24 protein-coding genes and 2 riboswitches are annotated in these 24,646 nt (G+C 57.9%); of the genes, 9 read left to right on the top strand and 15 right to left on the bottom strand.

Annotated elements, in window-relative coordinates; all coding sequences use genetic code 11:
- Nucleotides 1-28: 28 nt before the first annotated feature.
- From AC1MDT_RS28945 to AC1MDT_RS28970, 6 genes are all read right to left on the bottom strand, one after another.
- Entirely contained in the window at nucleotides 29-649 is a 621-nt protein-coding gene (locus tag AC1MDT_RS28945; protein WP_480420070.1) for an HD domain-containing protein, read from the bottom strand.
- 33 nt (nucleotides 650-682) lie between these two features.
- Nucleotides 683-1,561, bottom strand: a complete 879-nt coding sequence (locus AC1MDT_RS28950) for an SDR family NAD(P)-dependent oxidoreductase (protein WP_480420071.1) — start codon at nucleotides 1,559-1,561, stop codon at nucleotides 683-685.
- Nucleotides 1,562-1,618: 57 nt separating this feature from the next.
- A complete protein-coding gene (locus AC1MDT_RS28955; RefSeq protein WP_480420072.1) occupies nucleotides 1,619-2,350 on the bottom strand; it encodes an SDR family NAD(P)-dependent oxidoreductase in 732 nt (243 codons plus the stop codon).
- A gap of 40 nt (nucleotides 2,351-2,390) precedes the next feature.
- On the bottom strand, nucleotides 2,391-3,728 hold the full coding sequence (locus AC1MDT_RS28960) for an MFS transporter (RefSeq protein WP_480420073.1): 1,338 nt from the start codon (nucleotides 3,726-3,728) through the stop codon (nucleotides 2,391-2,393).
- A gap of 66 nt (nucleotides 3,729-3,794) precedes the next feature.
- Nucleotides 3,795-4,643: a TauD/TfdA dioxygenase family protein gene (locus AC1MDT_RS28965; protein ID WP_480420074.1), complete on the bottom strand. Its 849-nt coding sequence runs from the start codon at nucleotides 4,641-4,643 to the stop codon at nucleotides 3,795-3,797.
- Between the two features lie 14 nt (nucleotides 4,644-4,657).
- Nucleotides 4,658-5,620 carry a quinone oxidoreductase family protein gene (locus tag AC1MDT_RS28970; RefSeq protein WP_480422882.1) on the bottom strand — a complete coding sequence of 321 codons (963 nt, stop codon included), beginning with the start codon at nucleotides 5,618-5,620 and terminating at the stop codon, nucleotides 4,658-4,660.
- Between the two features lie 169 nt (nucleotides 5,621-5,789).
- Between AC1MDT_RS28970 and AC1MDT_RS28975 the strand changes: the two genes are divergently transcribed.
- Nucleotides 5,790-6,797 carry an AraC family transcriptional regulator gene (locus tag AC1MDT_RS28975; protein ID WP_480420075.1) on the top strand — a complete coding sequence of 336 codons (1,008 nt, stop codon included), beginning with the start codon at nucleotides 5,790-5,792 and terminating at the stop codon, nucleotides 6,795-6,797.
- 227 nt (nucleotides 6,798-7,024) lie between these two features.
- Nucleotides 7,025-8,050: a GlxA family transcriptional regulator gene (locus AC1MDT_RS28980; RefSeq protein ID WP_480420076.1), complete on the top strand. Its 1,026-nt coding sequence runs from the start codon at nucleotides 7,025-7,027 to the stop codon at nucleotides 8,048-8,050.
- 62 nt (nucleotides 8,051-8,112) lie between these two features.
- Here the strand turns inward: AC1MDT_RS28980 and AC1MDT_RS28985 are convergent, their stop codons facing one another.
- The 3 genes from AC1MDT_RS28985 to AC1MDT_RS28995 all read right to left on the bottom strand — a co-directional run bounded on the left by AC1MDT_RS28985 (nucleotide 8,113) and on the right by AC1MDT_RS28995 (nucleotide 10,871).
- The gene (locus AC1MDT_RS28985) at nucleotides 8,113-9,414 is read right to left on the bottom strand and encodes an MFS transporter (RefSeq protein WP_480420077.1); all 1,302 of its coding nucleotides are present in this window, start codon (nucleotides 9,412-9,414) and stop codon (nucleotides 8,113-8,115) included.
- Between the two features lie 88 nt (nucleotides 9,415-9,502).
- Nucleotides 9,503-10,444, bottom strand: coding sequence for an NAD(P)-dependent oxidoreductase (locus AC1MDT_RS28990; protein WP_480420078.1), 942 nt, complete (start codon nucleotides 10,442-10,444; stop codon nucleotides 9,503-9,505).
- A gap of 79 nt (nucleotides 10,445-10,523) precedes the next feature.
- Nucleotides 10,524-10,871: a RidA family protein gene (locus tag AC1MDT_RS28995; protein ID WP_480420079.1), complete on the bottom strand. Its 348-nt coding sequence runs from the start codon at nucleotides 10,869-10,871 to the stop codon at nucleotides 10,524-10,526.
- A gap of 259 nt (nucleotides 10,872-11,130) precedes the next feature.
- Here AC1MDT_RS28995 and AC1MDT_RS29000 point away from each other — a divergent pair, with 259 nt between their 5' ends.
- From AC1MDT_RS29000 to AC1MDT_RS29010, 3 genes are all read left to right on the top strand, one after another.
- Nucleotides 11,131-12,537 (top strand): NAD(P)/FAD-dependent oxidoreductase, encoded by a 1,407-nt coding sequence (locus AC1MDT_RS29000; RefSeq protein WP_480420080.1) that lies wholly within the window; start codon nucleotides 11,131-11,133, stop codon nucleotides 12,535-12,537.
- Nucleotides 12,538-12,547: 10 nt separating this feature from the next.
- Nucleotides 12,548-12,898 (top strand): cupin domain-containing protein, encoded by a 351-nt coding sequence (locus AC1MDT_RS29005; protein ID WP_480420081.1) that lies wholly within the window; start codon nucleotides 12,548-12,550, stop codon nucleotides 12,896-12,898.
- A gap of 553 nt (nucleotides 12,899-13,451) precedes the next feature.
- Nucleotides 13,452-13,553: riboswitch (guanidine-I (ykkC/yxkD leader) on the top strand.
- A 52-nt stretch (nucleotides 13,554-13,605) separates the two neighbouring features.
- Nucleotides 13,606-14,376, top strand: a complete 771-nt coding sequence (locus tag AC1MDT_RS29010; protein ID WP_480420082.1) for an MBL fold metallo-hydrolase — start codon at nucleotides 13,606-13,608, stop codon at nucleotides 14,374-14,376.
- A gap of 50 nt (nucleotides 14,377-14,426) precedes the next feature.
- Here the strand turns inward: AC1MDT_RS29010 and AC1MDT_RS29015 are convergent, their stop codons facing one another.
- The 4 genes from AC1MDT_RS29015 to AC1MDT_RS29030 all read right to left on the bottom strand — a co-directional run bounded on the left by AC1MDT_RS29015 (nucleotide 14,427) and on the right by AC1MDT_RS29030 (nucleotide 17,935).
- Nucleotides 14,427-15,266 (bottom strand): ABC transporter ATP-binding protein, encoded by an 840-nt coding sequence (locus AC1MDT_RS29015; RefSeq protein WP_480422883.1) that lies wholly within the window; start codon nucleotides 15,264-15,266, stop codon nucleotides 14,427-14,429.
- Nucleotides 15,267-15,268: 2 nt separating this feature from the next.
- Entirely contained in the window at nucleotides 15,269-16,117 is an 849-nt protein-coding gene (locus AC1MDT_RS29020) for an ABC transporter permease (protein ID WP_480420083.1), read from the bottom strand.
- Nucleotides 16,118-16,196: 79 nt separating this feature from the next.
- Complete coding sequence (locus AC1MDT_RS29025; protein ID WP_480420084.1) at nucleotides 16,197-16,883, bottom strand: cysteine hydrolase family protein; 687 nt, start codon at nucleotides 16,881-16,883, stop codon at nucleotides 16,197-16,199.
- Nucleotides 16,884-16,927: 44 nt separating this feature from the next.
- Complete coding sequence (locus AC1MDT_RS29030) at nucleotides 16,928-17,935, bottom strand: ABC transporter substrate-binding protein (protein WP_480420085.1); 1,008 nt, start codon at nucleotides 17,933-17,935, stop codon at nucleotides 16,928-16,930.
- 47 nt (nucleotides 17,936-17,982) lie between these two features.
- Nucleotides 17,983-18,085: riboswitch (guanidine-I (ykkC/yxkD leader) on the bottom strand.
- Nucleotides 18,086-18,360: 275 nt separating this feature from the next.
- Between AC1MDT_RS29030 and AC1MDT_RS29035 the strand changes: the two genes are divergently transcribed.
- Nucleotides 18,361-18,855 (top strand): hypothetical protein, encoded by a 495-nt coding sequence (locus AC1MDT_RS29035; RefSeq protein ID WP_480420086.1) that lies wholly within the window; start codon nucleotides 18,361-18,363, stop codon nucleotides 18,853-18,855.
- A gap of 65 nt (nucleotides 18,856-18,920) precedes the next feature.
- Here AC1MDT_RS29035 and AC1MDT_RS29040 read toward each other — a convergent pair whose 3' ends face one another.
- A complete protein-coding gene (locus AC1MDT_RS29040; RefSeq protein ID WP_201119509.1) occupies nucleotides 18,921-19,520 on the bottom strand; it encodes a cupin domain-containing protein in 600 nt (199 codons plus the stop codon).
- 68 nt (nucleotides 19,521-19,588) lie between these two features.
- Nucleotides 19,589-21,550 carry an oxidoreductase gene (locus tag AC1MDT_RS29045; protein ID WP_480420087.1) on the bottom strand — a complete coding sequence of 654 codons (1,962 nt, stop codon included), beginning with the start codon at nucleotides 21,548-21,550 and terminating at the stop codon, nucleotides 19,589-19,591.
- Between the two features lie 214 nt (nucleotides 21,551-21,764).
- Between AC1MDT_RS29045 and AC1MDT_RS29050 the strand changes: the two genes are divergently transcribed.
- The 3 genes from AC1MDT_RS29050 to AC1MDT_RS29060 all read left to right on the top strand — a co-directional run bounded on the left by AC1MDT_RS29050 (nucleotide 21,765) and on the right by AC1MDT_RS29060 (nucleotide 24,628).
- Entirely contained in the window at nucleotides 21,765-22,814 is a 1,050-nt protein-coding gene (locus AC1MDT_RS29050; protein ID WP_480420088.1) for an ABC transporter substrate-binding protein, read from the top strand.
- A 74-nt stretch (nucleotides 22,815-22,888) separates the two neighbouring features.
- On the top strand, nucleotides 22,889-23,683 hold the full coding sequence (locus tag AC1MDT_RS29055; protein ID WP_480420089.1) for a class II aldolase/adducin family protein: 795 nt from the start codon (nucleotides 22,889-22,891) through the stop codon (nucleotides 23,681-23,683).
- 297 nt (nucleotides 23,684-23,980) lie between these two features.
- Complete coding sequence (locus AC1MDT_RS29060) at nucleotides 23,981-24,628, top strand: TetR family transcriptional regulator C-terminal domain-containing protein (RefSeq protein ID WP_480420090.1); 648 nt, start codon at nucleotides 23,981-23,983, stop codon at nucleotides 24,626-24,628.
- Nucleotides 24,629-24,646: the final 18 nt, after the last annotated feature.

The raw sequence follows: 24,646 nt of genomic DNA on the forward strand, positions 1-24,646 counted from the left end.
CACAACTTACGTACCGTTCCCGAGAGAATTACTCCGTGTCCATGACCGCCTTGTAGATCGATCGCTTGGGCGCTCCCATCACTCGTCGCACCATTGGCTCGAAGGTGCTCAGCGGATAAATCTCGCCGTCTGGATCGAAGGCCGGGCTGTCGTATTTATCGATAAACTCTACCGTGCGCTCATAATGCGGATGGCTCTTGAACCGGTCACGCATGTTGCGATCCATGCCGATGTAGTGGAAGAAATTGTGTCCCTGAAAAATGCCGTGATGCTCAATCATCCACACGTTGGCTTCGGATACGAAAGGCTTAAGGATCGCCGCCGCGACTTCAGGGTGGTTATACGAACCCAGCGTATCGCCAATATCGTGCAGCAGGGCGCACACCACATACTCTTCGTCGCGTCCGTCTTTCAAGGCCAACGTGGCGCTCTGCAGGCAGTGGCTGTAGCGGTCGATTGGAAAACCGCTAAAGTCGCCTTCCAGAAGCTTCAGGTGCACCAACACGCGCTCAGACAGTTCGCTGAAGAATTTCGCTGCCTGGGGTTTGATGATCTCCCAATCTTCCTGAGTGCTGTCCTGCATGCGTTTGAATGTCGCCAGTTTCATCATGAGAACCTTCATTTCTAATGTGCCGTAGGGGATTGCCATCTGCAACGCCAGATGGCTTACGGTTCATTTCATTTAAATCACGGCCCCGCCATTGGGACTGATCACCTGTCCCACAAAGTAATGGTCTCCCGCCAGGTACGTCGCCATGGATGCATATTCCTCCATCTGGCCGAAACGCCCCGCAGGAATCATCTGCCAAAATCTGTTCCTGGCTTCTTCGCCGATGGAATCGAGATATTCCTCGAAGAAGGGTGTCGACACACCTCCCGGCGCCAGCGCGTTGACGAGTATATTGGCGCCGGCCACTTCCGCAGCAACCGACTTGGTGAACGCAATAACGGCCCCCTTGGTGGCGCAGTAGTGGGGGCTGTGCAGGCTGATGGTGGAGAAGCCCGCGATGGAGGCCAGGTTAATGATCCTGCCGTACTGCTGCGCTTCCATCAGCTTGAGGGCTTCGCGCGTGCAGTAAAACAAGCCATGCACATTGACATCCCAGTAGCGGAGCCAGTCCTCATCGGTGATTTGGCTGGTGAAGCCGAGGGACTGACGAGGCACAGGCGTGGTCATGTAGGCGTAATGCTTGTTGCGTCGCTCAGCGTCGGCTTTTCCGGTGGGCGCGACCGCCGCGTTGTTCACCAGAATATGCAGCGTGCCAAAACGTTCAACGGCGCTGGCAAACATCGCTGCCACCTCACGGCTCGATGTGATGTCGCAGCGCAGCGCCATACAGGATGCGCCCGTCTCTTCCACTTTTTGCTGGGTTTCTTCCAGGGCAGGCAGGTCAATATCGCAGATAACGATATCCGCGCCGGCCCTGGCCAAGTCGACCGCGATGGTGCCGCCAAGACCGCGGCCTGCACCGGTGATCAGGGCAATGCGGCCAGCGAGCTTGCCTTGTGTTCTGTCACTTGTCGCATGTTCGGTTTGTTGTGAGTGCTGTGACGACTGCATGGCGTTCTCCTGCGTTTAGATACGATCAATTCTTCAGCGCGTATTCGCGGCCATGTCTCAGGCAGGTCGGCGCATGAGGCTGTAGCTCTGGGCCGTCGGGCCGCCGTCGGGCATGCTTGCCAGGAACAAGGCCATGGGCGTCACCTCCTGGGGGGACTTGAACCACTCCCCGGGAGGGATGGCCGCATCGCGGGTCATGTCGGTCTTGACCGGGCCAGGAATGAGTTCGTTGACGCTGATGTTGTATTCATGCAGTTCCAGCGCCAGCGATTGAGTGAGCATCCACATGCCGCTCTTGGAACAGGAATAAGCCGAAAATCCAGGAGTAGGGCGATAGCGTTGACCGGAGCCGACCATGATGATCTTGCCGGCGCCACGCTTACGCAGATGCGGGATGGCGGCATGTGCCGTGTAGTAGGCACCGGTCAGGTTGATGTCGATCGTCTTGCGCCACAACTCAGGGTCGCTGTCTTCGATCCGACGTTGCTCGGTGGCGACGCCGGCATTGGCCACCACAATATCGACTCCACCATATTCATTGCTGGCGCGCTGAAATAACGAGACCAGCGAAGCGTAGTCACCCACGTCAGCGACATGAGCAAGCGCCTGGCCACCCGCTTCCTTGATCAGAGCGGCCGTTTCTGCGATTTCCACGCCGCTGCGAGCGCTGCATACCACGGCAGCGCCAGCCTTTGCATAAGCAATGGCAATGCCGCGACCGATGCCACGACCGGCACCGGTAATGATGGCGACCTTACCCTCGAGCGGGTTGGGATTGGTTTGGATCATGGTCTATTCCCTTATTGCCGGTAGGATGAAAGATGGAGATTCAAAAGAATTGCTGCGGGTTATCCGCTTCGAAACGGCGCAAATCGCGCCCGTAGCTGGCCCTCGCGCAAGCAAATGCCAGCGCAGCGGCGATGGAAATCAGCGGAATCCATTGCAAGGCCCCCAGCAAGCCAATCCGATCGGCCAGTACGCCGGTCAGGTAGGGGCCTGGCGCACCACCAAGCAGATTGTTGGCCAACACGAGCGTGGCAATGGCCGTCGCATGAATGGATGTGTGCACCAGGTTGGTCACCACGGCGCCAGCGGGACCATAGCTACCGCCAGCGAAAAAGACGCCAACGGCGATCAGGGAGAATTGTGCTGCGCCCGGTGGCAAGCGCATGGCGATCATCAGCAAGACACAGGCGCCCAGACAGAGCTTGATCGCCAGCGTCAGTTGTTTCTCAGGCGCTTCGCGCCCGGATCTGTCGGCGAAGGCACCGCACACGGCCATGCCGATCCCGCTGGCAATGAGCAGGACTGCCGCGGCCAGGGCCGACCTGTCCAGAACCATGCCGTAGTAGCGGTTAATGTAGCTCGGCATCCAGGCGATGATGGCGTACACGATAAAAAGCTGCAGGCCACTGGCGACATAGGTGAAAACCAGCGTAGGAGCGCCGAACAACGCCTTGACGATCTTGCGCAGCAGCTTGCGGTCCATTTTATTCCGACGGCCCGCACTACTCACTGCTTCAGACGAATGCGTATGCACGTGCCGGGCAACGCGGGCTTCGGTAATGGTCAATACATAGACCAGCACCAGCAGCAGGCCGAAGAGGGCCATGGCAATGAATGCGGCGCGCCAGCCAAAGTGGGTTGCCAACACGCCACCTGCAGCCATGCCCAGCACCGAACCGAACATGCCGGCTGCAGTGAATGCACCGGTCAGAGTGGCGCGCATGGCCGGGGGGAAAATACTCAGGATGATAGCGAGACCGACGCTTCCGTAACCGGCCTCACCCAGCCCCACGAAAAAACGCGCGGTCAGCATATGACCATAGTTTTGCGCGAATCCGCACCCCAGGGTGGCGAGGCTCCAGAACAGTACCATCAGTACGACACATTTAACGCGTCCCAAACGGTCGGCCAGAACAGCGATCGGGACAGCCAACAAACCAACCATCAGACCGACAATACCGCTGAGCAAACCGAGCTGGGCATCGGTCAGGCTCCATTGCGTTTTCAGCAGGGGAAACACGGCGCTGAGCACTTGCCGAGACATGTAATCTGACAACATCAGGCCGAAGATGATGGCAAATACCAGCCAGGCATAGGCGCGCGAGGGTGAAGCCTCGAGCGGGCCTGCTTTGGCAAACGAGGCGAAAAATTCTTCCTGCATGGGTGCGCCCTCTTGGTCTGTACACGGATACGGGAGATCAGATGGGGTCGATGGTGCTGGCGTGTCTTAGTAAGGCTGATCGCCAATGATGGTGGCGCGGTCCATCTTGCGATGGCAGGGCGGGTAATCCATCACGGCGTAATGCTGGGTCGAGCGGTTATCCCAGATCGCCACGCTGTTTTTCTTCCAGCGCCAGCGCACCTGGTACTCGGGGATGTAAGCCTGGCTGATCAGGTACTGCAAAAGATCACCGCCGCTCTTGTTGTAATCCTGGCCGTAACGCACCCGCTCCTTGGTGTGGTAATTCACGAAGTGCGTCGTGAAAGCATTGACGAACAGGATCTTTTCACCGGTTTGCGGATGCGTGCGCACCACCGGGTGTTCGGCATCTGGAAACTGGGTCTTCAGCGCGAGGCGCTTATCCTTCGGCATGGCGGCGCCGAAGCTGGACTCGATGCTATGGCTGGCAATCAAGTCGGCAATCCTCGCTTTGATGTCATCCGGCAGCTTCTCGTAGGCCAGCACCATGTTGGCCCACAGGGTGTCGCCACCGACCGGCGGGCATTCCACGCAGCGCAGCACGGCACCAAAGGGCGGTGCTGCGCGCCAGGTAGCGTCGGTGTGCCAGCAATTCTCGTAGCGGTCGATGGGGTGGTCCGGGTTCTTGTAGATTTGCACCAGACCCGGCGCGTCCGCGTGCGTGGGGGCCACCGGATGATCTTCAAGGTCGCCGAAGCGGCGCGCAAAAGCCGCATGTTCGGCGCTTGTGATGTCCTGGTCGCGCAGAAAGAGCACGCGATGCTTGATCAAGGCCTCGCGGATCGTTGCGAACAAACCATCGTCATGCACCGCGTCGCGTAAGTTGACACCCATCAGCTCGGCACCGATGGCACCGTTCAGTTGTTCGACTCTCATTTGCGCCGCACTCCTTAGATGACGAAGATCGAGGAGCCGGTAGTCTTGCGCGCTTCCAGGTCGCAGTGCGCCTGTGCCGCGCCTTCCAGCGTATAGCGCTGGTTGATCTCGATCTTGATGCGGCCCGCGCCTACATGGCCAAACAGCTCGCCGGCCAGATCCGCCTTCTCGGCCGGGTCGGCAATGTAGTCGGCCAATGCTGGACGCGTCAGATAAGGTGAGCCCTTGGTGGCCAGGATTTGCGGATCGAAATTGGAGAGGGTTCCGGAAGTGAAGCCCAGGCAGACCACCAGGCCGCGGCGCTTGACGGAATCGAGTGAGGCATTGAAGGTGCTCTTGCCAACGCTGTCGATGACGACGTTCACGCCGACACCATCGGTCATTTCGCGCACGCGCCTGGCCACATCTTCATGGCTGTAATTGATGGTGTGATCGCAGCCATGGGCCCGTGCGATGGCCGCCTTTTCTTCGGTTGAAACGGTGCCGATGACCGTCAAGCCCAACAGCTTGGCCCACTGCGAGACGATCAGGCCGACGCCGCCGGCGGCAGCATGCAATAGAAGGGTGTCGCCCGGCTTGAAGTCGTAGATGCGACGCATCAGGTAGGACGAAGTCAGGCCACGCATGGTCATGGCGGCAGCGGTTTCACAGCTGATCGCTTCGGGCAACTTGATCAAGGGCGCAGCCGGAATCAAGCGCTCGGTACTGTAGGCACCCAGCGTGTTCAAAAAGCCCGTGTAGGTAACACGATCGCCTACCGAGACATTGGTCACGCCTTCACCGATGGCATCGACAACGCCGGCGGCTTCAACGCCCATGCCGGCGGGCAGCGGCATCGGATACAGGCCACTACGGAAATAGGTGTCGGCGAAATTCAATCCGACCGCTTCATGGCGCAGCCGAACCTGACCAGGACCGGGATCGCCGACTTCCACTCTCTCCCAGCGCAGGACTTGCGGGCCGCCTGTTTCATGCATGCGTATGGCGTGTGGCACATTAATTCTCCTGATTCAATACCTACGGCGCGCTGACTTCACTTCATCGCAATGTCATCGCAGTGCAGGAAAAGTATCGGTGAATGAATGTGTGCGAATTTGATATTTTGGGGCGCAGACTTTACATTTTGGGGCATTAGAGGAAATGTCGATGCCGACCTTAATAAGAAGCTCAAGCCTGACAAACTTTATCGAGGTTGCCCGCACAGCTGGCCTGGACCCCTATCGCCAGTTGCGAAAAGCCGGCGTCAGCGCATCAGCTTTATTGGATCCGGACATCAAGATCCCGGCGAAGTCGGTGATGCGCCTGCTGGAGGACTCGGCTCAAGATTCAGGCGTCGAAGACTTCGGCCTGCGCATGGGCGAAACGCGCCAACTGGAAAACCTCGGGCCGTTGGCGGTTGCCCTGCGCGAGGAAGCCACGCTGCGCGAAGCGTTGGGATCGGTCGCACGCCATCTTGTGCTGTATAACGAGTCGATGGATTTGTGCATCGAGGAAGTGGAGGGCGTGGTGCTCCTCAGGCTGCAAGTGATACACGGTGCGCGCGGATCTCTACGCCAATCAATCGAGATCGTCATTTGTACGTTGTACCGCATACTCAAACTGTTCCTTGGGGCAAGCTGGAAGCCAAGAAGTGTCTGCTTCGAGCACAAGGCACCTGTCAGCCTGGCCACGCACAGACGCGTGTTTGGCACGTCAATCCTGTTCAATCAGGACTTCGACGGTATCGTGTTGACCCAAGCCGATTTCGATACAACGATCTCCTCGTATGACCCTGTCCTGGCGTGGCATGCCCGCGACTTCCTGAATGCGAAACTGGCGCAGTCTGATGTGACGATGCCAGACAAGGTCAGAAAGCTGGTATTCGCGCTGCTACCGAAAGGAGAGTGTGTTGCCGAACGCGTAGCCGAGCAACTGGGTATGGACCGCAAAACCGTGCACCGCCATCTGGCCAGCCACGGCCAGAATTACTCCTCCATCGTCGACGCAGTTCGAGTCGACCTGGTGATTCAATATGTCGAAAACAGAGAGCGACCGCTGTCTGATATAGCGACTTTTCTGGGCTTTTCGTCCTTGAGTGCCTTTTCTCGATGGTTCTCGGACCGCTTCGGCTGCAGTGTATCGACGTGGCGCCGCGAAAAGCGCCAGCCGGTTTGAACGCTGAAAACTCACGGGGCTTTTTCGTTTCCGGAGCCTGCCCGAGCAGCAGTTGCACTGGCCTGTTAGCAACGAGTAGCATCGCGTCGCTGCGGGCAGGACCAAGGGTTCTGTTCGAAACCAGCGCAACCCGTAGTGAGGCTTCCCTTGCTGGCGCAATCACACGATTTTTCAACCAGGCCTTCAATTGATCAGGCTGGCATCCGGGTGCTTCTGGAGCAAATAGCGTGAAGACTCAGAGCCGTTTTGAATTGCCGGATGACGCTTCGGAACAGGCGGCGACCAAACCTGATCTGCGCGTGGCCTTCGTGCTTATCGATCAGTTCACCCTGACGCCGGTGGCCGGTTTCGTCGACTCGCTGCGCTTTGCTGCAGACCGCTCTTTCGACAGTCGACAAATTTTCTGTCAATGGGATTGGTTAAGCGTAAGCGGTGAACCAGTGACGGCGAGTTGCGGACTGCCGATCGCTCCGACCAGACGCCTCGACCCGGATGCCCACTACGACTATGTGGTGCTGGCGGGCGGCCTGCTTTCGGGTGTGCTGAATCCTGGGCCGGAGTTGCTTGCCTACATTCACCACATGCATGCGCGAAACGTTCCGATTATTGCGCTCTGTGCGTCCTACTTCACCCTTGGCATTGCGGGTCTGCTCAAAGGTCGACGCTGCGCGGTGCACTTCACCGTGCGCAACGAATTTGCAGCGATGTTTCCTGACACCCACATCGTTGTCGACAAGAGTTATATCGAGGATGAAGGGATATTTACCTGTCCGGGCGGAACCGCTTTTGAACTGGCCGCGGAAATAATCAGCCGCCATTGTGGAAAGCGCCGGGCTCAGAAGGGACTGGAATACTTGCTGGTTGATGACGAGGAAATTCAGCGCAACGGCGAAATCACTGTACCCCATGTCTATCAGGATCCATTGGTGCAACGTGCCATCGACTATATGAAGAGGAGTTTCGACAGTCACTGCACGCTTAAGCAACTTGCCGCCAGCCTGGGTTGTAGTGAGCGTCAACTGCATCGCGGGTTTATGCTCAATACCCATCAACCGCCTGCGCAGTATTGGCGTAAGTTGCGGTTGCAGCATGCACGCAAGCTGCTGAGCGACACCAGTCTGCATGTCACCCAGATTGCTTATGCCACCGGTTTCTCGGACGCCTCACATTTCATTCAGCAGTTCCGCAAGGTCTATGGCGAAACACCTCATCTGTTCCGCAAGTTGCGGCATCAGACTGAGCGATTGGTTTAGCGTGGGCCCAATGGCTTGCAACTGCAGTGTCACGCTGTAGTCGCAAGCCGTGAGAGTGGCGGTCAGTTAACGTAGCGAGGATTGGTTTCGGGGGCCCATCGCTGGCAAACCAGTGCACCGATCACCAGAGCCGCCACGCAGGCACCGATGGCCATTGACGTGCCGAAGCGCTCCATTACCACTGGCAGGAGAAAGGTGCAGGAAGCCGCACCAATACGGCTGGCGGCCACCGACAGGCCTACCCCGGATGCGCGTAACTCAGTGGGAAACAGTTCTGAGGTGTAGGCGAACTCCAGCACCCCGGACGCCGCCATTACAAACGCGAAGATGGCGAACACACCCACCACATAAACCGCCGGCATGCCGCTCCAGGTTGCCAATATGAACAGTGCAATTGCATTGATGCTGAAGGTGCCAATCAGAAAGGCTCGACGTGTCAGCCGGTTGATCAACATCAGCCCGACCACTGAGCCTGCCAGCAGAAAGATGTTGTAGACCAGCCCGCCGGTGTAACTGTCTTCCACTTTTAACGCGGTAAAAATGCGCGGAATGAACGTACTCATGGCGAAGTAAGGAATGACCTGGCAGGTATAGAACACTGCGCCGACCAGTGTGTTGCGACGCCATTTTCGACTGAACAGTTGGCTCCAGGAGGCTTTCACCACATTTTGCTCGATCCTGGGCAGGTCGCCACCGCCAAGACGCTCGACCACCTCGCGAGCTTCTCGTTGGCGCCCCTTCTTCATTAGCCACAGCGGTGACTCGGGGGTGCCTTGTCGAACAAGAAAGACCAACAGGGAAGGCACTGCGCTGCTGAACAAAATCCACCGCCAGGCATCATCACCCATTGTTTGCAGCATATAGCCGATGACATAGGAGATCGTGAAACCGAGTGTCCAGGCAACGGCCATCAACGCAAGTAACGGTCCCCTGAAACGTTGTGGCACCAACTCCGCTACCAGCGATACGCCGACAACAAAATCGGAACCTAATGCAAAGCCCAACAGGAGCCTGAGCGCTAAAAGTTGTGATGCATCCTGGGCGAAGAACTGGGCGATGGAAACGACGCAGAACAGCGCCATGTTCCAGCGATAGATATGCTTCCTGCCGAATCGGTCTGCCAGCGGCCCGGTCAGTAAACTACCGAGGAACAGCCCAATCAGTGCGGCGCCTCCGAGTAAGCCAAGCCACAGAGCATCCAGGCCCAATGGAATGGTTGCCAGGCTGATGGCAATACCGATGATGCCCAACACGTAGCCGTCACAGAACTGGCCACCGACGCCACCCACGGCGGCCTTGATATGCAAGGGGCGAATAGGCGATTCATCAAAAGAGCGGGTACTCGTTATCTCGACGTTTTGCATGACAATAACCTGCCTGTTGTTTTTCTATTTATTGGGTTATGGGCTTACAAGGGTGAAGCAAACGACGGTCAGGACGTCGTAATCGGGTTCAATGACCGGTGACGAACGCTGTGACATTTTCCAGTGCGGCATCCATCAGTCCCTGCATGGCCTCGGCACTGCTCCAGGCGACATGCGGATTGAGAATCAGGTTGTGTGTGGCTGCCAGGTGCAGCAGTGGGTCATCGACGCTAATCGGCTCATGGGTGACGACATCGAGTGCCGCACCGGCAATCTGACCCTGCTGTAGGGCCCCTATCAGATCGGGCTCGTTAATAACGGCGCCCCGAGCGGTATTGATCAGCACGGCATCGCGCTTCATCCATTCCAGCTGTTGACGGCCAATCAAGTGTCGGGTCTGTGGCGTGAGTGGGCAGTTGATCGACACCACATCACTGCGTGCGAGCAACTGTTCCAGCGGCAGATAACGTTCACCGACGTAGCGTCCGTCGCGATCATGGAAGTAAACGATCATGTCCAGACGCGTGGCCAGTTCCGCCAGGCGCTGTGCAATGGGGCCATGGCCGATGATGCCAAGCACCTTGCCGCGCAGATCGCGGATGGGGTAATCGAAATAGGCGTTACTCGTGCTTTTGCCTTGGTCGCGAACACTCATCAGCAATTGGTGATAACGGCCTACGTTGCGCATCAGGGCGAAGATCATTGCCAGTGCGTGCTCGGCAACCGCGTGCGTGCCGTAACCCGGAACGCTGCTGACATGGATACCGCGTTGGCGGCAATAGTCGAGGTCCAGCACGTCGGTGCCGGTCATCGCCAGCGAAATCATCCGCAGAGACGGCAGTTGCTCCAGTTGTTGCACCGACAATGGCACGCCGCTGGAAATGGCGATGGTGGCGTTAGCCAGTCGCGGGACCATTGCCTCTGGCGGCGTGTAGCCATGACTGGTCCAGCGGTGCGCGAACGGCAATTCCTTTATCTCCACGCTTTCTGCAAACCCGTCACGGTCCAGGAATACAACGTCATGCATCATCGACAGCTCCTAAAGGCATCAATAGTGTTTTTATGGGGAGGCGCCGGGGTGGAGGAAAAAGGCGCCGCAAACGTGCGGTTCAGCTGATAGCCGTGGCCTGGATTTCCAGAAGGTAGCGGCTGTCTGCCAGTGCAGAGCCGACGCAGGCACGGACCGGTGGATGGTCACGGTCAACCCAGGCGTCGTAGACCTCGTTCATGGCGCAGAAGTCGTTGGTGTTGGCGAGCCAGATTTGCACTTTGATCAGTCGGGACTTGTCGACTTTCGCCATGGCAAGAATGCCCTCCAGTTGCTGCAGGACGTCATGGGTTTGGGCGCCAATGCCAAGGCTTGGGTCACGGGCGACGATTCCCGATGTTTCGATCTTTCCATCGCAGATGACGCACTGGCTGTAGCGGGCGTTGACGCCCAAGCGTTCGATGTTCATACCGACCTCCTTCTTGTTGATTTAATAGCCACAGAGCCACTGCGGCGGGTCTTGGCGCAAAGTGTGTGGGCTGCTGCGATCGGTGGGCTAGGAAGAAAATGACGATAAACAGGAGAAATCGGCAAGTCTTGAAAATAATCTATAAATTTACCTTCAGTAAAAATATCGTTGTTTTTTTAGATTTGACGGGATAGCTTTCTACGACCGAAACGGCGATGCGCAAGATCCATCAGACGATCCCCTGGAACGAGACGTGCCAATGAAATTCCCTGTCACCCCACCGCTAAAAAGAAGCTTTTGGTTGCAGTCCGCTGAGCCTGCGCTCCAGCCCTCTGATTCACTTCAAGGCGTGCAGGCGGCTGACGTCGTTATTGTCGGTGGCGGATTTGTGGGGTTGTGGACGGCGCTGACCATCAAGGAGCTTGAGCCGCACTGCCGTGTCATCGTTTTGGAAAAGGACGTTTGCGGAGGTGGGGCGTCCGGGCGCAATGGGGGGTTCGTGATGTCCTGGTGGCCCAAAATCAAATCGCTCACTTCGTTTTGTTCCACTGAACAAGCGACCTTTTTGGCACACAGTGCCGAACGTGCGATCTCAGAATTGGGCGAGTTTTGTGAACGTCATAAGCTCGATGCATCGTTCAAGCAGAAAGGCTGGCTGTGGACCGCGACATGCCCGGCGCACATTGATTCCTGGAACGCGACGCTTGAAGCCTGCGAGCGGTTGGGCGCCAAGCCGTTTGAGCGGTTATCTCGCCGCGAAGTGGCAAAACGTACTGGCTCGGATGTTCATCTGGCCGGTGTGCTGGAACGCAGTAATGCCACCGTTCAGCCGGCGGCGCTGGTGCGTGGCATGCGCAGAGTGGCGATGGAAGCGGGCGTTGAAATATTCGAAAACAGCGCGATTACCGCCATTGATCCGGGCGACCTCGTCGGGATTCACACGGCACATGGCCGGGTCGATGCGAAGCGTGTCGTGCTGGCGACCAATGCCTGGTCATCGGCCATACCTGAATTGGCGAAGCTGTTTGTCCCGGTGGGAAGCTCCATTGTGGTGACCCAGCCCATCAACGATCGCCTGGTCGATATGGGATGGAGTGGCGCTGAAGCGATTACCGATTCACAGCTGATGGTGGACTACTACCGCACCACGCCAGATGGGCGGATTGCCTTCGGCAAAGGGACTGGCTCTCTTTCCTATGGGTCAAAAATGGGGCCCCTGTTCAGCGAAGATAGCGAGGGCATAGGTCTCACTGAAGCGGACCTGCGTCGAACCTACCCCCTGTTGAATGACGTTGCAGTGACCCATTCCTGGTCAGGCCCGATTGATCGTACCTACGACAGCCTCCCGGTGTTCAACCACCTGAACGGTTGCGACAACATTCACTACGGGATTGGCTGGAGTGGAAACGGGGTCGGGCCCAGTCGCATCGGTGGCCGCATCCTGGCCAGCCTGGCGCTTGGCAGAAAAGATGAGTGGAGTGGCTGCGCGCTGGTTGGACGCCGTTGCAAGGCATTCCCTCCCGAGCCTGTGCGGTTTATTGGCGGCTCAATGGTTCGCAACGCTGTCATCCGCAAGGAGCGGGCTGAAATCGGCGGCCACAAAGCCAACCGGCTGGATGTGTTGATGGCCGGTTTTGCACCGGCAGGTCTTGAAGATAAATCTTGAGGGAAATGACATGACGCCTATTTTGATCCGGCTCCAGAACGACGCCCAGTTTTGCGCTCCGGTCCCTGCCGGCAAACCGGTCGGGGAGACGATGCCCATGACGCGTACCGCGCTGGACCAGGATGTCCCATCGCAGAATGTATCAACCGGAATCTGGGAGTGCACACCAGGCTGTCTGAGGCGGCAGATCATGCAGGCCGAATACAGTTACATTGTTGAAGGCAAGGGCGTATTCATCCCGGACAACGGCGATCCCATCGTCTTCCAGGCCGGTGACGCGATCTACTTTGCACCGAATACCCACGGCGTTTGGGAAATCACTGAAACGGTACGCAAAACCTATCTGATCCTGGGTGATTGATTTCAATGGCCATGACGGCTCGATCTGTAGCAGCCTGCGTCCGGCTATTTGTAGGAGCGAGCTTGCTCGCGAAGATGGAACATCCGACACATTTTCTGTGGCTGAACGACCATCGCGAGCAAGCTCGCTCCTACACACAGCCGGACGCAGGCTGCGCCAGCTGCTACGGATTGCGTTGTTAGCCCTAAGTCGGGATTTTTTTGATCCTTCCCTAACCTTACGATGAATGCCGGAAAGGGGGACATCTTCAACGGCAAGCGCAATGACTTCGAGCCAGCGGGATCAAGCGCACACCGCCCTCGTAGACAGTGGCTACGGGACTCATCAGCAGACCTTGGCCTATTCACAACGTGTAAGTCTGAATGCCGTCATGCCCGCATGCGCCAAATTTAATCAGAATATGGGTGCTGCCTGATTTTTTGCTTTGTTTTGGTTCGCACGAGGCAAGTGGTCTGTTTATTTCGTCCAATTGGCTCAATTTTTCTTTGGCATACAACGTGCTTTGACTACGCCAGCATGAAGAGCGATTTGCACGTTGTTTGCAATAGCTTATGCGTAGGCTCACTAGGGTTCCGATCGCTCAAAAAGCGCTGACTGGTCCGAGAGTAAGCCGGCCTCGAAAGAGGCTCCACGGAGGGATAAAAGCCCGGGAGAACGTCATTCGATCGTTTCTTCCTGCCCCTTTTATCTATTACTGGAGCTTCATCATGCGCATTGCAGATCGCTGGTTTGAGAAAAAACGTATCAATGACCGGATAACGTTGTTGTGGGAGCCTCATGTTGCTCGGGTCGAACAATGCAATATGTGGCATGTTCGTGGTCGCGACAGCGATCTATTGGTCGATGCGGGGATGGGCATCAGCAGCTTGAAATCGGCGATGGCAGAGCTGTTGAACAAGCCGCTTCTCGCTGTAGCGACCCATAGCCATATGGATCATGTCGGCAGCTTGCACGAGTTTGAACACCGACTGGCGCACCCTTTGGAGGCGCATTCACTGGCAAATCCCAGCGCGTACCCAGTTCTGTGTAGTTGTCACTGGCCAGGCACTATGCGCGCCGATATTGAAGCGCAGGGTTATGAAGTGCCCGATATTTTGATCGATGCTTATCCTCATGAGGGTTTTGACCCACTCGCCTTTCGTACCCTTGGAACTCAAGCGACGCGTCTGATTGATGAGGGTGATGTGGTTGATTTGGGCGATACGGCGTTCGAGGTGTTGCATCTCCCCGGCCATTCCCCGGGCAGCATTGGTCTTTGGGAGAAACGTACCGGCACCTTGTTTTCCGGTGATGCCATTTACGATGGTCCGCTTCTGGACAAGATTGCGGGTGCCAACCTTACTGACTATCAGCACACGATGCAGCGCTTGAGAAACCTTCCCGTCGAAGTCGTGCACGGTGGTCACGATCCAAGCTTCGGTCGAGCACGGATGCTTGAACTGACCGGCCATTATTTGCGCAATAGCCGCCAGGACTGATCACCGCTGCTGGAGCCGCACCAACGTGCAGCTCCAGCTCCGCCTCGACGCTAGGCGTTGACAGCGGTCAGTTTGGTCAGTTGATCGAGGTCGGTCTGCATCCCCGAGGTTTCACGGATACGGGCAAGAATCTGGCGCTTGAGTTCGGTAAATTCAGGTGCGAGCTTCATGTCTTGATGCCTCAGGGATGGCAATGGCACGTCGAAAATCGAATCGATGCGACCCGGACGAGGCGCCATCAGCACCACGCGGCTGCCGAGGTAAATGGCCTCTTCGACGTCATGGGTGACGAACAGGATGGTGGTTTTTTCCAAGCGATGCACATGGCGAATCAAGTCATGCATCACCTCACGGGTCTGGGCGTCCAGAGCGCCGAAAGGTTCGTCCATCAAGAGGGTCGCGGGCTTGGGCATCAGCGCCCGGGCAATGGCGACCCGTTGTTGCATGCCGCCGGAGAGCTGGCTGGGATAAGCGTCGATGCAATGACCCAAGCCCATCAGATTGAGCAATGCATCAGCGCGACCACTGGCGGTTTCGATGTCGCTGTCGTTGCGCACGCTGTCAGAGATCACCTTGAGTCGGCGACAGAACTTGATGTTTTGCATAACCGTCAGCCACGGGTAGAGGCTGTAGTGTTGGAAGACCATGGCCCGGTCTACACCAGGTCCGTCGATGGGGCGGCCATCGAGCAGGATGTCACCACTACTCAGGCTTTCCAGTCCGGCGATGATCCGCAGCAGTGTGGATTTACCACAACCGGAGGCACCGACGAAGGTAATGAACTCGTTGGGCTGTACCTCCAGGTTTATATTCTGCAGGGCTTCCACGTCGCGCTCTTCACTGTGGAAGGTTTTGCCGACCTGTTTGACGGATATTTTCGGTAGGTTCATCTTCATGTCCTCTTCCAGGGGAAGGCGCGTCGACCGATCCAGCGAAATGCCTGATCGGTGAGCAGGCCAATCAGGCCGATCAGCATGATGCCGGCAAAGATTTTGTCGGTATGCATATAGCGCTGTGCCTTGAGAATGGCGTAACCAATGCCGGAGTTGGCGGCCACCAGTTCGGCGACCACCAGATAGGTCCAGGCCCAGCCGCAAGTGATTCGCAACGTGTCGAGCAGTGCCGGTCGGGCCGAGGGCAGAATCACCAGTTTGACGATCTCGCTACGCGAAGCGCCCATGGTCTGCGCCGTCTCAATCTGCGCCATGGGAACCCTGCGCACATCCTCGGCCACCATCAGTACCATCTGGAAAAAGGTGCCGATGAAAATAATGAGAATCTTGGAGCCTTCGCCGATACCCGCCCACAGCATCACCAGCGGAATGAAGGCCACCGCTGGCATATAACGAATGAAATCGGTGAGGGGTTCGAGAAATACCTGAACCGGGCGATAGGTACCGATGTACAAGCCCAACGGGATCGCAAGCAATGTTGACAGGCCAAAACCAGCCATGACCCGATAGACGCTGATGCCTATATCGCTGAGCAGGCCCTCATCGCTCCACCATCGACCGACACTCAGCACTACCGATTGCGGGCTAGGCATGAACATCGGGTCGGCCAGCCCCAGCGCGGTATAGGCCCACCACAGTAGAAAAGGCGAAACCAGCCCGGCCGTGGCGAGAGTCCAGGTGCTGCGTCGCGACAAGTCACCGCGAATGACCCACCAACGTGACGGGCGCTTCTCAGGTGGCGCGCAGGTTGAGGCAGTAGATTTACTGATGGGCTCGTGCGCAGTCATGGCGACGTCTCCTGGCTGTTGGCGAGAGTAGGGTAGGGCACCGTGATCCAGCCACCGAGATAACTTTCAGGAACACAATTCATGGGCAAGTCCTTAGCTGTTCTACCACGGTGGCGCTGTCGAGAACGGTACCGAACAATCCGCCTTCGACACCGATCATGGCCAGCGCCGCAGCGTGTAATTGCGGATACGCCGAGGCGCAGGCGTCGGCGACGGTCAGACAGTCGAAGCCCCGATCGATGGCGCTTCGCAGCGTTGAAGACACACAGACTTCGGTAGTCACGCCCGTCAGGATCAATTGGCGGATGCCTCGCACGGCCAGTAGTAACTGCAGATCGGTTTGGGCAAAGGCGCTGTAGCCCGGTTTGTCGATGATGGGTTCACCGGGCAGCGGTTGCAGCTCATCGATCAGGTCATGACCGTATTCGCCGCGAACCAACAAGCGTCCCAATGGACCCATGCTGCCGATGGCCGCACCGGCGCATTCAGCGCGTCGACGTTTGGGCTCAGGCAAATCACTTAGATCGGGGCGATGGCCTTCACGGGTATGGATGACCAACAAGCCGCGGGCTCGGCCTTGTTCCAGTACTCGGCGGATCGGTTCGATCGACATGCGCAGTTTCTCGATGTCCATGCCAGCCTGATCGGCATAGCCACCGGGAGCGCAAAAATCGCGCTGCATATCAATCACCAGTAGCGCGCATCTCTCAGGATCGAATTCGCTGTTGAACATGTCGCTATAACGAGACAGTGATTTGGTCGACATGGTTATCTCCCGCGAAGGCGGGCCGATGGGCCCGCTATTGGCATTTACTGGGCGAGTTCTTGGGTGAACTTCGCGTCGTAGGTTTCATTGAGGTCGGGGATGGCAGATATCTGGGCGTTGTTTTTCAGCAGTTGAGCGATGATCGTTCCGCTGCCCTTCAACGAGCTGGTCTCCAGCGATGGGGTAAAGCTCTTCGCCATCTCGCCAAGCGGGATATTGTAGGCACCGCTCATCTGCGCCTTGGCCTCGGTGGCACTGACACCCAGCACCTGACCGATGATTTGCGCGGCTTCATCGGGATGGGCATTCATATAGGCCAAGCCATCGAGATAGCCCTGCATCAGCGCCTTGATCGCCACGGATCGCTTGGCGATCACCGCCTTGTCGAACACCAGCACATCGGTGATCAGGCCCGGAGCGTCCTTGGACGAAAACAGTACTTTGAACTTGCTGCCGCCGCTCATGGACAGGATTTGTGAGACGCTCGGTTCGTAGGTCACACCGATCGCCAGGTTGCCCGACGCCATCGCACCAGGAACGCCTTCGGGGGTCATGTTCACAGGCTTAATGTCGTTCTCGCTCATCCCGTTTTTTTGTAAGGCATACGCCAGCAGGAAGTCCGACGGGGACAATGGATTGAACCCTACCTGCTTGCCCTTGAGGTCGGCGACAGACTTGATCGACGTGTCGGTGACGATGGCATCACCGCCATTGGAAAAGTCGATAGGCATCACGACCTGCTGCTTCAGGCCCTTGGCTGCCGAGCCGACGACCTGGTCGTAGGTCAGCATGCCACCGTCCAAGGCATGGCTCGCCATCGCCGTGGGAACCAAGGACGGATCACTGAAAAACTTCAGTTCGACTTTTAGGCCGTGCTGTTTATAGAGGTCGAGTTTGTCGGCGACATAGAAGGGGCCGTAACCGGCCCAGACCGCCGTACCAATGGTCAGCTTCTCCATTGCCTGGGCGGCCAGCGGAATGACACATGCGGTGGTCACTAGAGTCGTTGCAATCAGAGTCTTGCGCAGCGAACGGAACATTAAAGCTGACATGGCGTTACTCCTACACGTTGGAAAAAAGCGGCACGGGATGACATCGCGTCTCCCGGGCTTTTATCCCGCCGTGTAGTCCTGATCCTTAGGACCGGAGAACTCTCGGACCAGCGCTCATGTGCATGAGCCGGAACCCTAGTTCGCCTTGGTGTTGCTCCTGTGTGCCAAGCGCTATGAGTGCCATTTGGCGACTCACCCCGTTCTGATTCAATCAGAGCAGAATGTGTGCCAGATATTCTTTTAAAAAAAACTCATGCAAATACAGCAGCTTGCCAATGTTTCCTCCGCGGTGGAGAACAAAAGACTGGGGGAACAGGCGCGCTCGGTCTGAAATGGGGCGCTGCTATGCATCGAAAGAGGGCGTTGCAGTGTCTTCGGCTTACCGAAAGATGATGCAGGAAAAGACCAGGTGGCCTTTGCCGTGCATGTATCAGAAAAGCACGGCATTAGCCCAAAGCCGTTTTTTTGATCCTTTCCTGGCGTTATGGCGAATGCCGGTGAGCCGCCGGGCATTCAAGAAATACGGCGCATCCAGCTCATTAGCTATCATGCATAACAGAACACATCGCCGGATGACGGGAGGATGCATGAACAGATGGCGACTGCTTTGGTTGTCTGTGAAGCTGCTGGCAGCCGCTGGGGCCTGTCTGGCTGTGGCTTTTCAGGCTTTTCAATACCTGTTGGAAAGCCCTGACGCAGTGCAAATTCATCCCTTGAGCATTGTGGGCGTCGGGCTGATTTTTGGCTTCGTCACCTATGGAGTCCTTTCACTGATTGAATGGGTTGTCCGCCGTTTCGTGGCGCGTTTTACCCGGGTGACTCCTCAACCTCCGGCAGAAGTTGAGAGCGATGTGGCGCTAGCACCGGAACCGCCACTCACCTTGGCATCTGAAGATTCAACTCAGCAGAAAAATCAGTGAGCAGGGCTTCTCAGATCCTCAGCGAATTTGCGTTGCGGACTTCTTTTTTTTTCGTTTGCGCACGTTTAAAACGTAGGTGGCGTAATCACCCAAATCACCACCGCATCCACTTCTCCAGGATTCCCATACCGATGGGGTTCTTGGCTCGAAAAGCTGAAACTATCCCCTTCACTCAGCTGAAAATGCCGATCCCCGACCCACAACTCAAAACTCCCTGACAGTAAATACCCAGCCTCTTCACCTTCATGGCTGTAGCTCTGCTGGCTATACGTCCCCGGCGGAAACCGCGAGTGCAGCATCTCCAGTTGCCGATTTGGCTGCGGCGTCAGCAGGTGATCAACGATGCCGTCTTCGTAGTGCACGCTCATCCGGCTGTTTTTGCGAACGACAATGCCATCGTCTTCGGGTGTCGTTTGAGCTTCGCTGGCAAAGAACCACTGAATGGTTACGCCCAGACTACGGGCGATGTTGAACAGGGCAGGGATGGAGGGATAAGCCAGATTCCGTTCAAGCTGACTGATATAGCCCGCCGTCAGCTCGCTCATCTGCGCCAATTCCGCCAGGGTCATGCCCCGGCGTTTGCGCAGGCCACGAATGCGGGTGCCGAGAAAATGCGGTTCCGCCGTGGCGCTGTCTTGCGTAGGCGCACTGTTGGCAGGCGGCATCGTGCTGCTGTTGCTCATGGCGTGCTCCGAACCGGGGTTTGCGTAAAAACCCCGGAGTATAAACAGCCTTAAAGCTCCCAGGCGACTTTCAGACCTTCGTAAATCGCTTCTTCGGCAGTGCGCGGTGCCAGGCAGTCGCCGATGCGCCGGAACTCCACCAGGCCTTGCAACTCTGCGCCGAGGGTGTCGACCGGTTGATGACCCTGGCAGAGCACCAGTGTGTCGATGTTTTCGAACAGCATCGGTTCGCCGCTGGCGGTGTGTTGCAGGTAGACGGTGTTGTCGTCACAACCGTACAGGCGGGCATAGGGCGTGATCGGGATGCCGAGTTTGTGCAGTTCGCCGGCCAGTTGATCGCGTACGTACAGCGGCAGGTTTTCCCCGCAATGGGTGCCGTTGACGGCCAGTTGCACCTGATGCCCGGCGCGTACCAGGCGTTCGGCGATGCCGGGGCCGATCCAGTCGCAGCGCCAGTCGACGACCACCACGGAACGGCCGATCTGGACTTCATCGCGCAGCACTTGCCAGGCGTCTACGACCTGCAATTCACCGCCGCGCTCGAAGGCCGGCCAGTAAGGCTCGGCGCCGGTGGCGACGATCACCATGTCCGGCCGCTCGCGTTCCACCAGCGTCCGGTCGACGCGGGTGTTGCGCACGACACGCACGCCGGCCAGTTCCATTTCACGTTGCAGGTTGGTGCTGGCGCCGCCGAACTCGGCACGCTTTGGTAAGAGTTGCGCGAGCAATACCTGGCCGCCGAGTTGCGAGCTGGCTTCGTAGAGGGTGACGTCATGTCCGCGCTGGGCGGCCACGGCGGCGGCTTTCATCCCGGCGGGACCGCCGCCGGCGATCATGATGCGTTTGCGCTGGGTGGTCGGTTGCCGCTGCCCGAAGATCAGTTCGCGCCCGGTTTCCGGGTGCTGGATGCAGGAAATCGGCAGGCCTTTGTGGAAGTGGCCGATGCAGGCCTGATTGCAGGCGATGCAGGCGCGCACATCTTCGACGTGGCCGGTGTCGGTTTTGTTGGGCATTTGCGGGTCGCAGATCAACGCGCGGGTCATGCCGCACACATCGGCCTGGCCGCGCGCCAGAATCAACTCGGCTTCCTGAGGCTGGTTGATGCGCCCGGTGACAAACAGCGGAATCGACAGGCCCGCCTTGAACGTTCCGGCTTCCTTGGCCAGATAGGCGGCTTCGATCGCCATGGGCGGCACGATGTGTACCGCGCCGCCTAATGACGCCGAGGTTCCCGCGACGATGTGCACATAATCCAAAAACGGTTGCAGCAATTGCACGGCAGCCAGGGATTCATCCTCGGTCAGGCCTTCGGGATCGCGTTCGTTGGCGGAAATGCGCAGGCCGATGATGAAGTGTTCATCAGTGTTGGCGCGTACGGCCGCAATCACTTCGCGCAGGAAACGCAGGCGTTGTTCCAGCTCGCCGTTGTAGCCGTCGGTGCGACGGTTGACCCGTGGGTTGATGAACTGCGCCGGCAGGTAACCATGGCTGGCGACCACCTCCACACCGTCGATTCCAGCCTGATACAGGCGACGGGCCGCTGCGCCGTAACCGGCGACGATCTCATCGATCATCGCTTGATCGAGCGCACGCGGCATCACCCGGAACCGCTCGTTGGGCACCGCTGATGGCGAGTAGGCGACGGCCAGCAGGCCATCGCTGGACTCCATGATTTCCCGACCCGGATGGAAGACCTGCGACAGCACTACCGTGCCGTGCGCGTGGCAACTTTGGGCGATTTTTCGGTAACCCTCGATGCAGGCGTCGTCGGTGGCCATCAGCACATGGGAGGTGTACCGCGCGCTGTCATGCACCCCGGCCACTTGCAGCACGATCAACCCGACACCGCCTTCGGCCCGCGCGGTGTGATAGGCGATCAACTGGTCGTTGACCAGGTTGTCCGTGGGCATCGAGGTGTCGTGACCGCTGGACATGATGCGGTTTTTCAGCCGTTTGCCTCGCAGCTGCAAGGGTTCGAACAGGTGCGCAAACGCGGTGGACGAGGTCGGCATGGTGCGGGTACTCCAGACAGGCTGACACCGAAAACCGGGTTTTCGGCGCTGTTATTATTTGCCTATAGAAATTTACTCGTAGTAAAAAATCAACTTGTTTTTTTACTGTGTCTCGCAGTAGATTCGTTTTGCGCCCGAACCTGGGGCGAACCTCACAACAATAAAAAGGGTCACGCGGCGTTTCGTCGAGTGGCACCGGCAAGAGGAACCACTGATGAAATCGAACACGCTCAAGCACGGTTTTTATCCCTTGTTGCTGTCCCTGGCCATGGGCCTGGGTAACGCTCAGGCAGCACCGGACATGGTGGTGGTGGGTTACGGCGGTGCCGGCCAGAAAGCCCAGGACGTGGCATTTTTCCAGCCGTTCAGCGTCGCGGACCACAGCAAGCTGATCCAGAGCGAATACAACGGCGAGATGGCCCGGATCAAAGTGATGGTCGATACCGGCAACGCCGATTGGGACGTGGTGCAGATCGAAGGCCCGGACCTGATGCGCGGGTGCGACGAAGGCATGTACGAAAAGCTCGACTGGAAAACCCTGGGCCGCGCCGAGCAGTTGATTCCCGATGCGGCGCAGGCGTGCGGCTCGGCGGCGCTGGTGTGGAGCGTAGCGATTGCCTACGACACGCAAAAGCTGGCGCAGGCCCCGACCTCGTGGGCCGACTTTTGGGACGTGAAGAAAATTCCTGGCAAGCGCGGCTTGCGCAAACGTGCGGTGTACAACCTGGAATTCGCCTTGCTGGCTGACGGCGTGAAGGTCGAAGACGTGTATTCGGTGTTGAGCACGCCGCAGGGTGTCGACCGTGCCTTCGCCAAACTGACTGAACTCAAACCCTATATCCAGTGGTGGGAAGCCGGCGCGCAACCCGCGCAGTGGCTGACGGCCGGGGACGTAGTGATGACGTCGACCTACAGCGGACGTGTGGCCGCCGCCGCGCAAAGCGGCAGCCACCTTGGGCTGGTCTGGCCGGGCAGCCTGTACGGCATGGATTACTGGGCGATCATTAAAGGCTCGAAACATGTCGATCAGGCCAAGCGTTTTATCGCGTTTGCCAACCAGCCGGACGCTCAGGTCAAGTACGTCGAGCAGATCCCGTATGGCCCGACCAATACCGAAGCCGCCGCCAAACTGGACAGCAAACTCGCCCAATGGGTGCCCACCTCGCCGCAAAACCTCAAAGGCGCGCTGTCGATGGACGTGGCATTTTGGGTCGATCACGGCGAAGAACTGGAAGAACGTTTCAACGCCTGGGCCAGCAAGTAAGTGCCATCGGCTGGACGCCGTACGCGTCCAGCCTTACTGTTCGCACAGTCGATCAGCCAGGAGAACCACAACAAATGAACGAAATCGTCACGAACCTTGGCGCGACGCCTCAGCGCAGCGCTACCGAACAGCGCCTGCGCGAAGAGTTGGCCGCCTGCTACCGATTGATTGCGCACTTTCGCATGACCGATCTGATCTTCACCCACATCTCGGTGCGCTTGCCGGGGCCCGAGCATCACTTCCTGATCAATCCGTACGGGCTGATGTTTGAAGAAATCACTGCGTCCAATCTGGTGAAGATCGGCCTCGATGGTCGGGCCGTGGAGCCATCGCCGTACCCAGTGAATCCGGCAGGATTTGTTATTCACAGCGCCATTCACGGGGCTCGCGACGACGCGCAATGCGTGCTGCACACCCACACCAAAGCCGGTTGTGCGGTGGCGGCGTTGAAAGGCGGGTTGTTGCCGGTGAACCAGATTTCCATGGAGTTCTATGGTCGGGTTGCCTACCACGACTATGAAGGCGTGGCGCTGGACATGAGCGAACAGCAGCGCCTGGTGCAGGACCTCGGCGACAAGTCGGTGCTGATGCTGCGCAACCACGGTTTGCTGACCGTCGGTGAGTCCGTGAGCCAGGCGTTTTTGCGCATGTATTACCTGGAAAAAGCTTGCGAAATCCAGTTGGCCGCGCAAGCTGCCGGTGAGCTGGTTTTGCCGCCGGTCGAGGTGTGTGAACACACCGAGCGCCAGTTCAACGATCCTGGCCGTCCGTTGGAGGAGGGGCAGTTGAGTGACCCGGACGGTATGCAACTGGCGTGGGCGGCGTTGTTGCGATTGCTTGACCGTATTGCGCCGGGTTATCGGGATTGATCCAAATTTTTCTGTGAGTGGGCTGACGCCATCGCGAGCAAGCTCGCTCCCACATTGGATCTGCTACTTACTGCAAATCCCCTGTGGGAGCGAGCTTGCTCGCGATAGCAGATTTTCAGGCGACATCAATGCTGAATATGATGTCCCCATCGTCAGAACGCCGCCGGACGATGACGACAACACGGTCTCTCAAGCATGCGACTGACTGGAGACTTGCCACACTCTTGCTGTACAGTCGTTCAGCTCGCGGGCTTCACCGCCGCGCCCTTAACGATTGATCCACGGAGAGTGTTGCCCATGAGTCAGGAAGCCCGTTTTTCCCGGATGGAGCCGGAGCTGCGCAAGGCCAACCTGATCGAGGCTACGCTGGTGTGCCTCAAGCGCCACGGCTTCCAGGGCGCGTCGATCCGCAAGATTTCCGCCGAGGCCGGGGTGTCGGTCGGGCTGATCAGCCATCACTATTCCGGCAAGGATGAACTGGTGGCCGAGGCCTATATGTCGATTACCGGTCGGGTCATGAGCTTGTTACGCGATGCCATGGCGCAGGCCGCGCCCAACGCCCGCGAGCGCTTGTCGGCATTTTTTCGCGGGTCGTTTTCCGCCGAATTGCTCGACCCGCAATTGATCGATGCCTGGCTGGCATTCTGGGGCGCGGTGAGGACCGCGGAGTCGATCAATCTCGCGCATGAGCATTCCTACGGCGAGTATCGCGGCATCTTGCGCAAGGTGCTGACCGAGTTGGCGCAGGAGGAGGGTTGGGAAAACTTCGACGCCGATCTGGCCGCCATCAGCCTCAGCGCGTTGCTCGACGGTTTGTGGCTGGAGTCGGGGCTCAACCCCGGAACCTTCACCCCGGAGCAAGGCATTCAGATTTGCGAAGCCTGGGTCGACGGATTACAGGCGGGCGGTCGCCAACGGTTTTGCGTCCAGACGACGGACTGTTGATCGGTCGTTCAGCTGTCG

Source organism: Pseudomonas sp. ASL7, assembly GCF_056680375.1.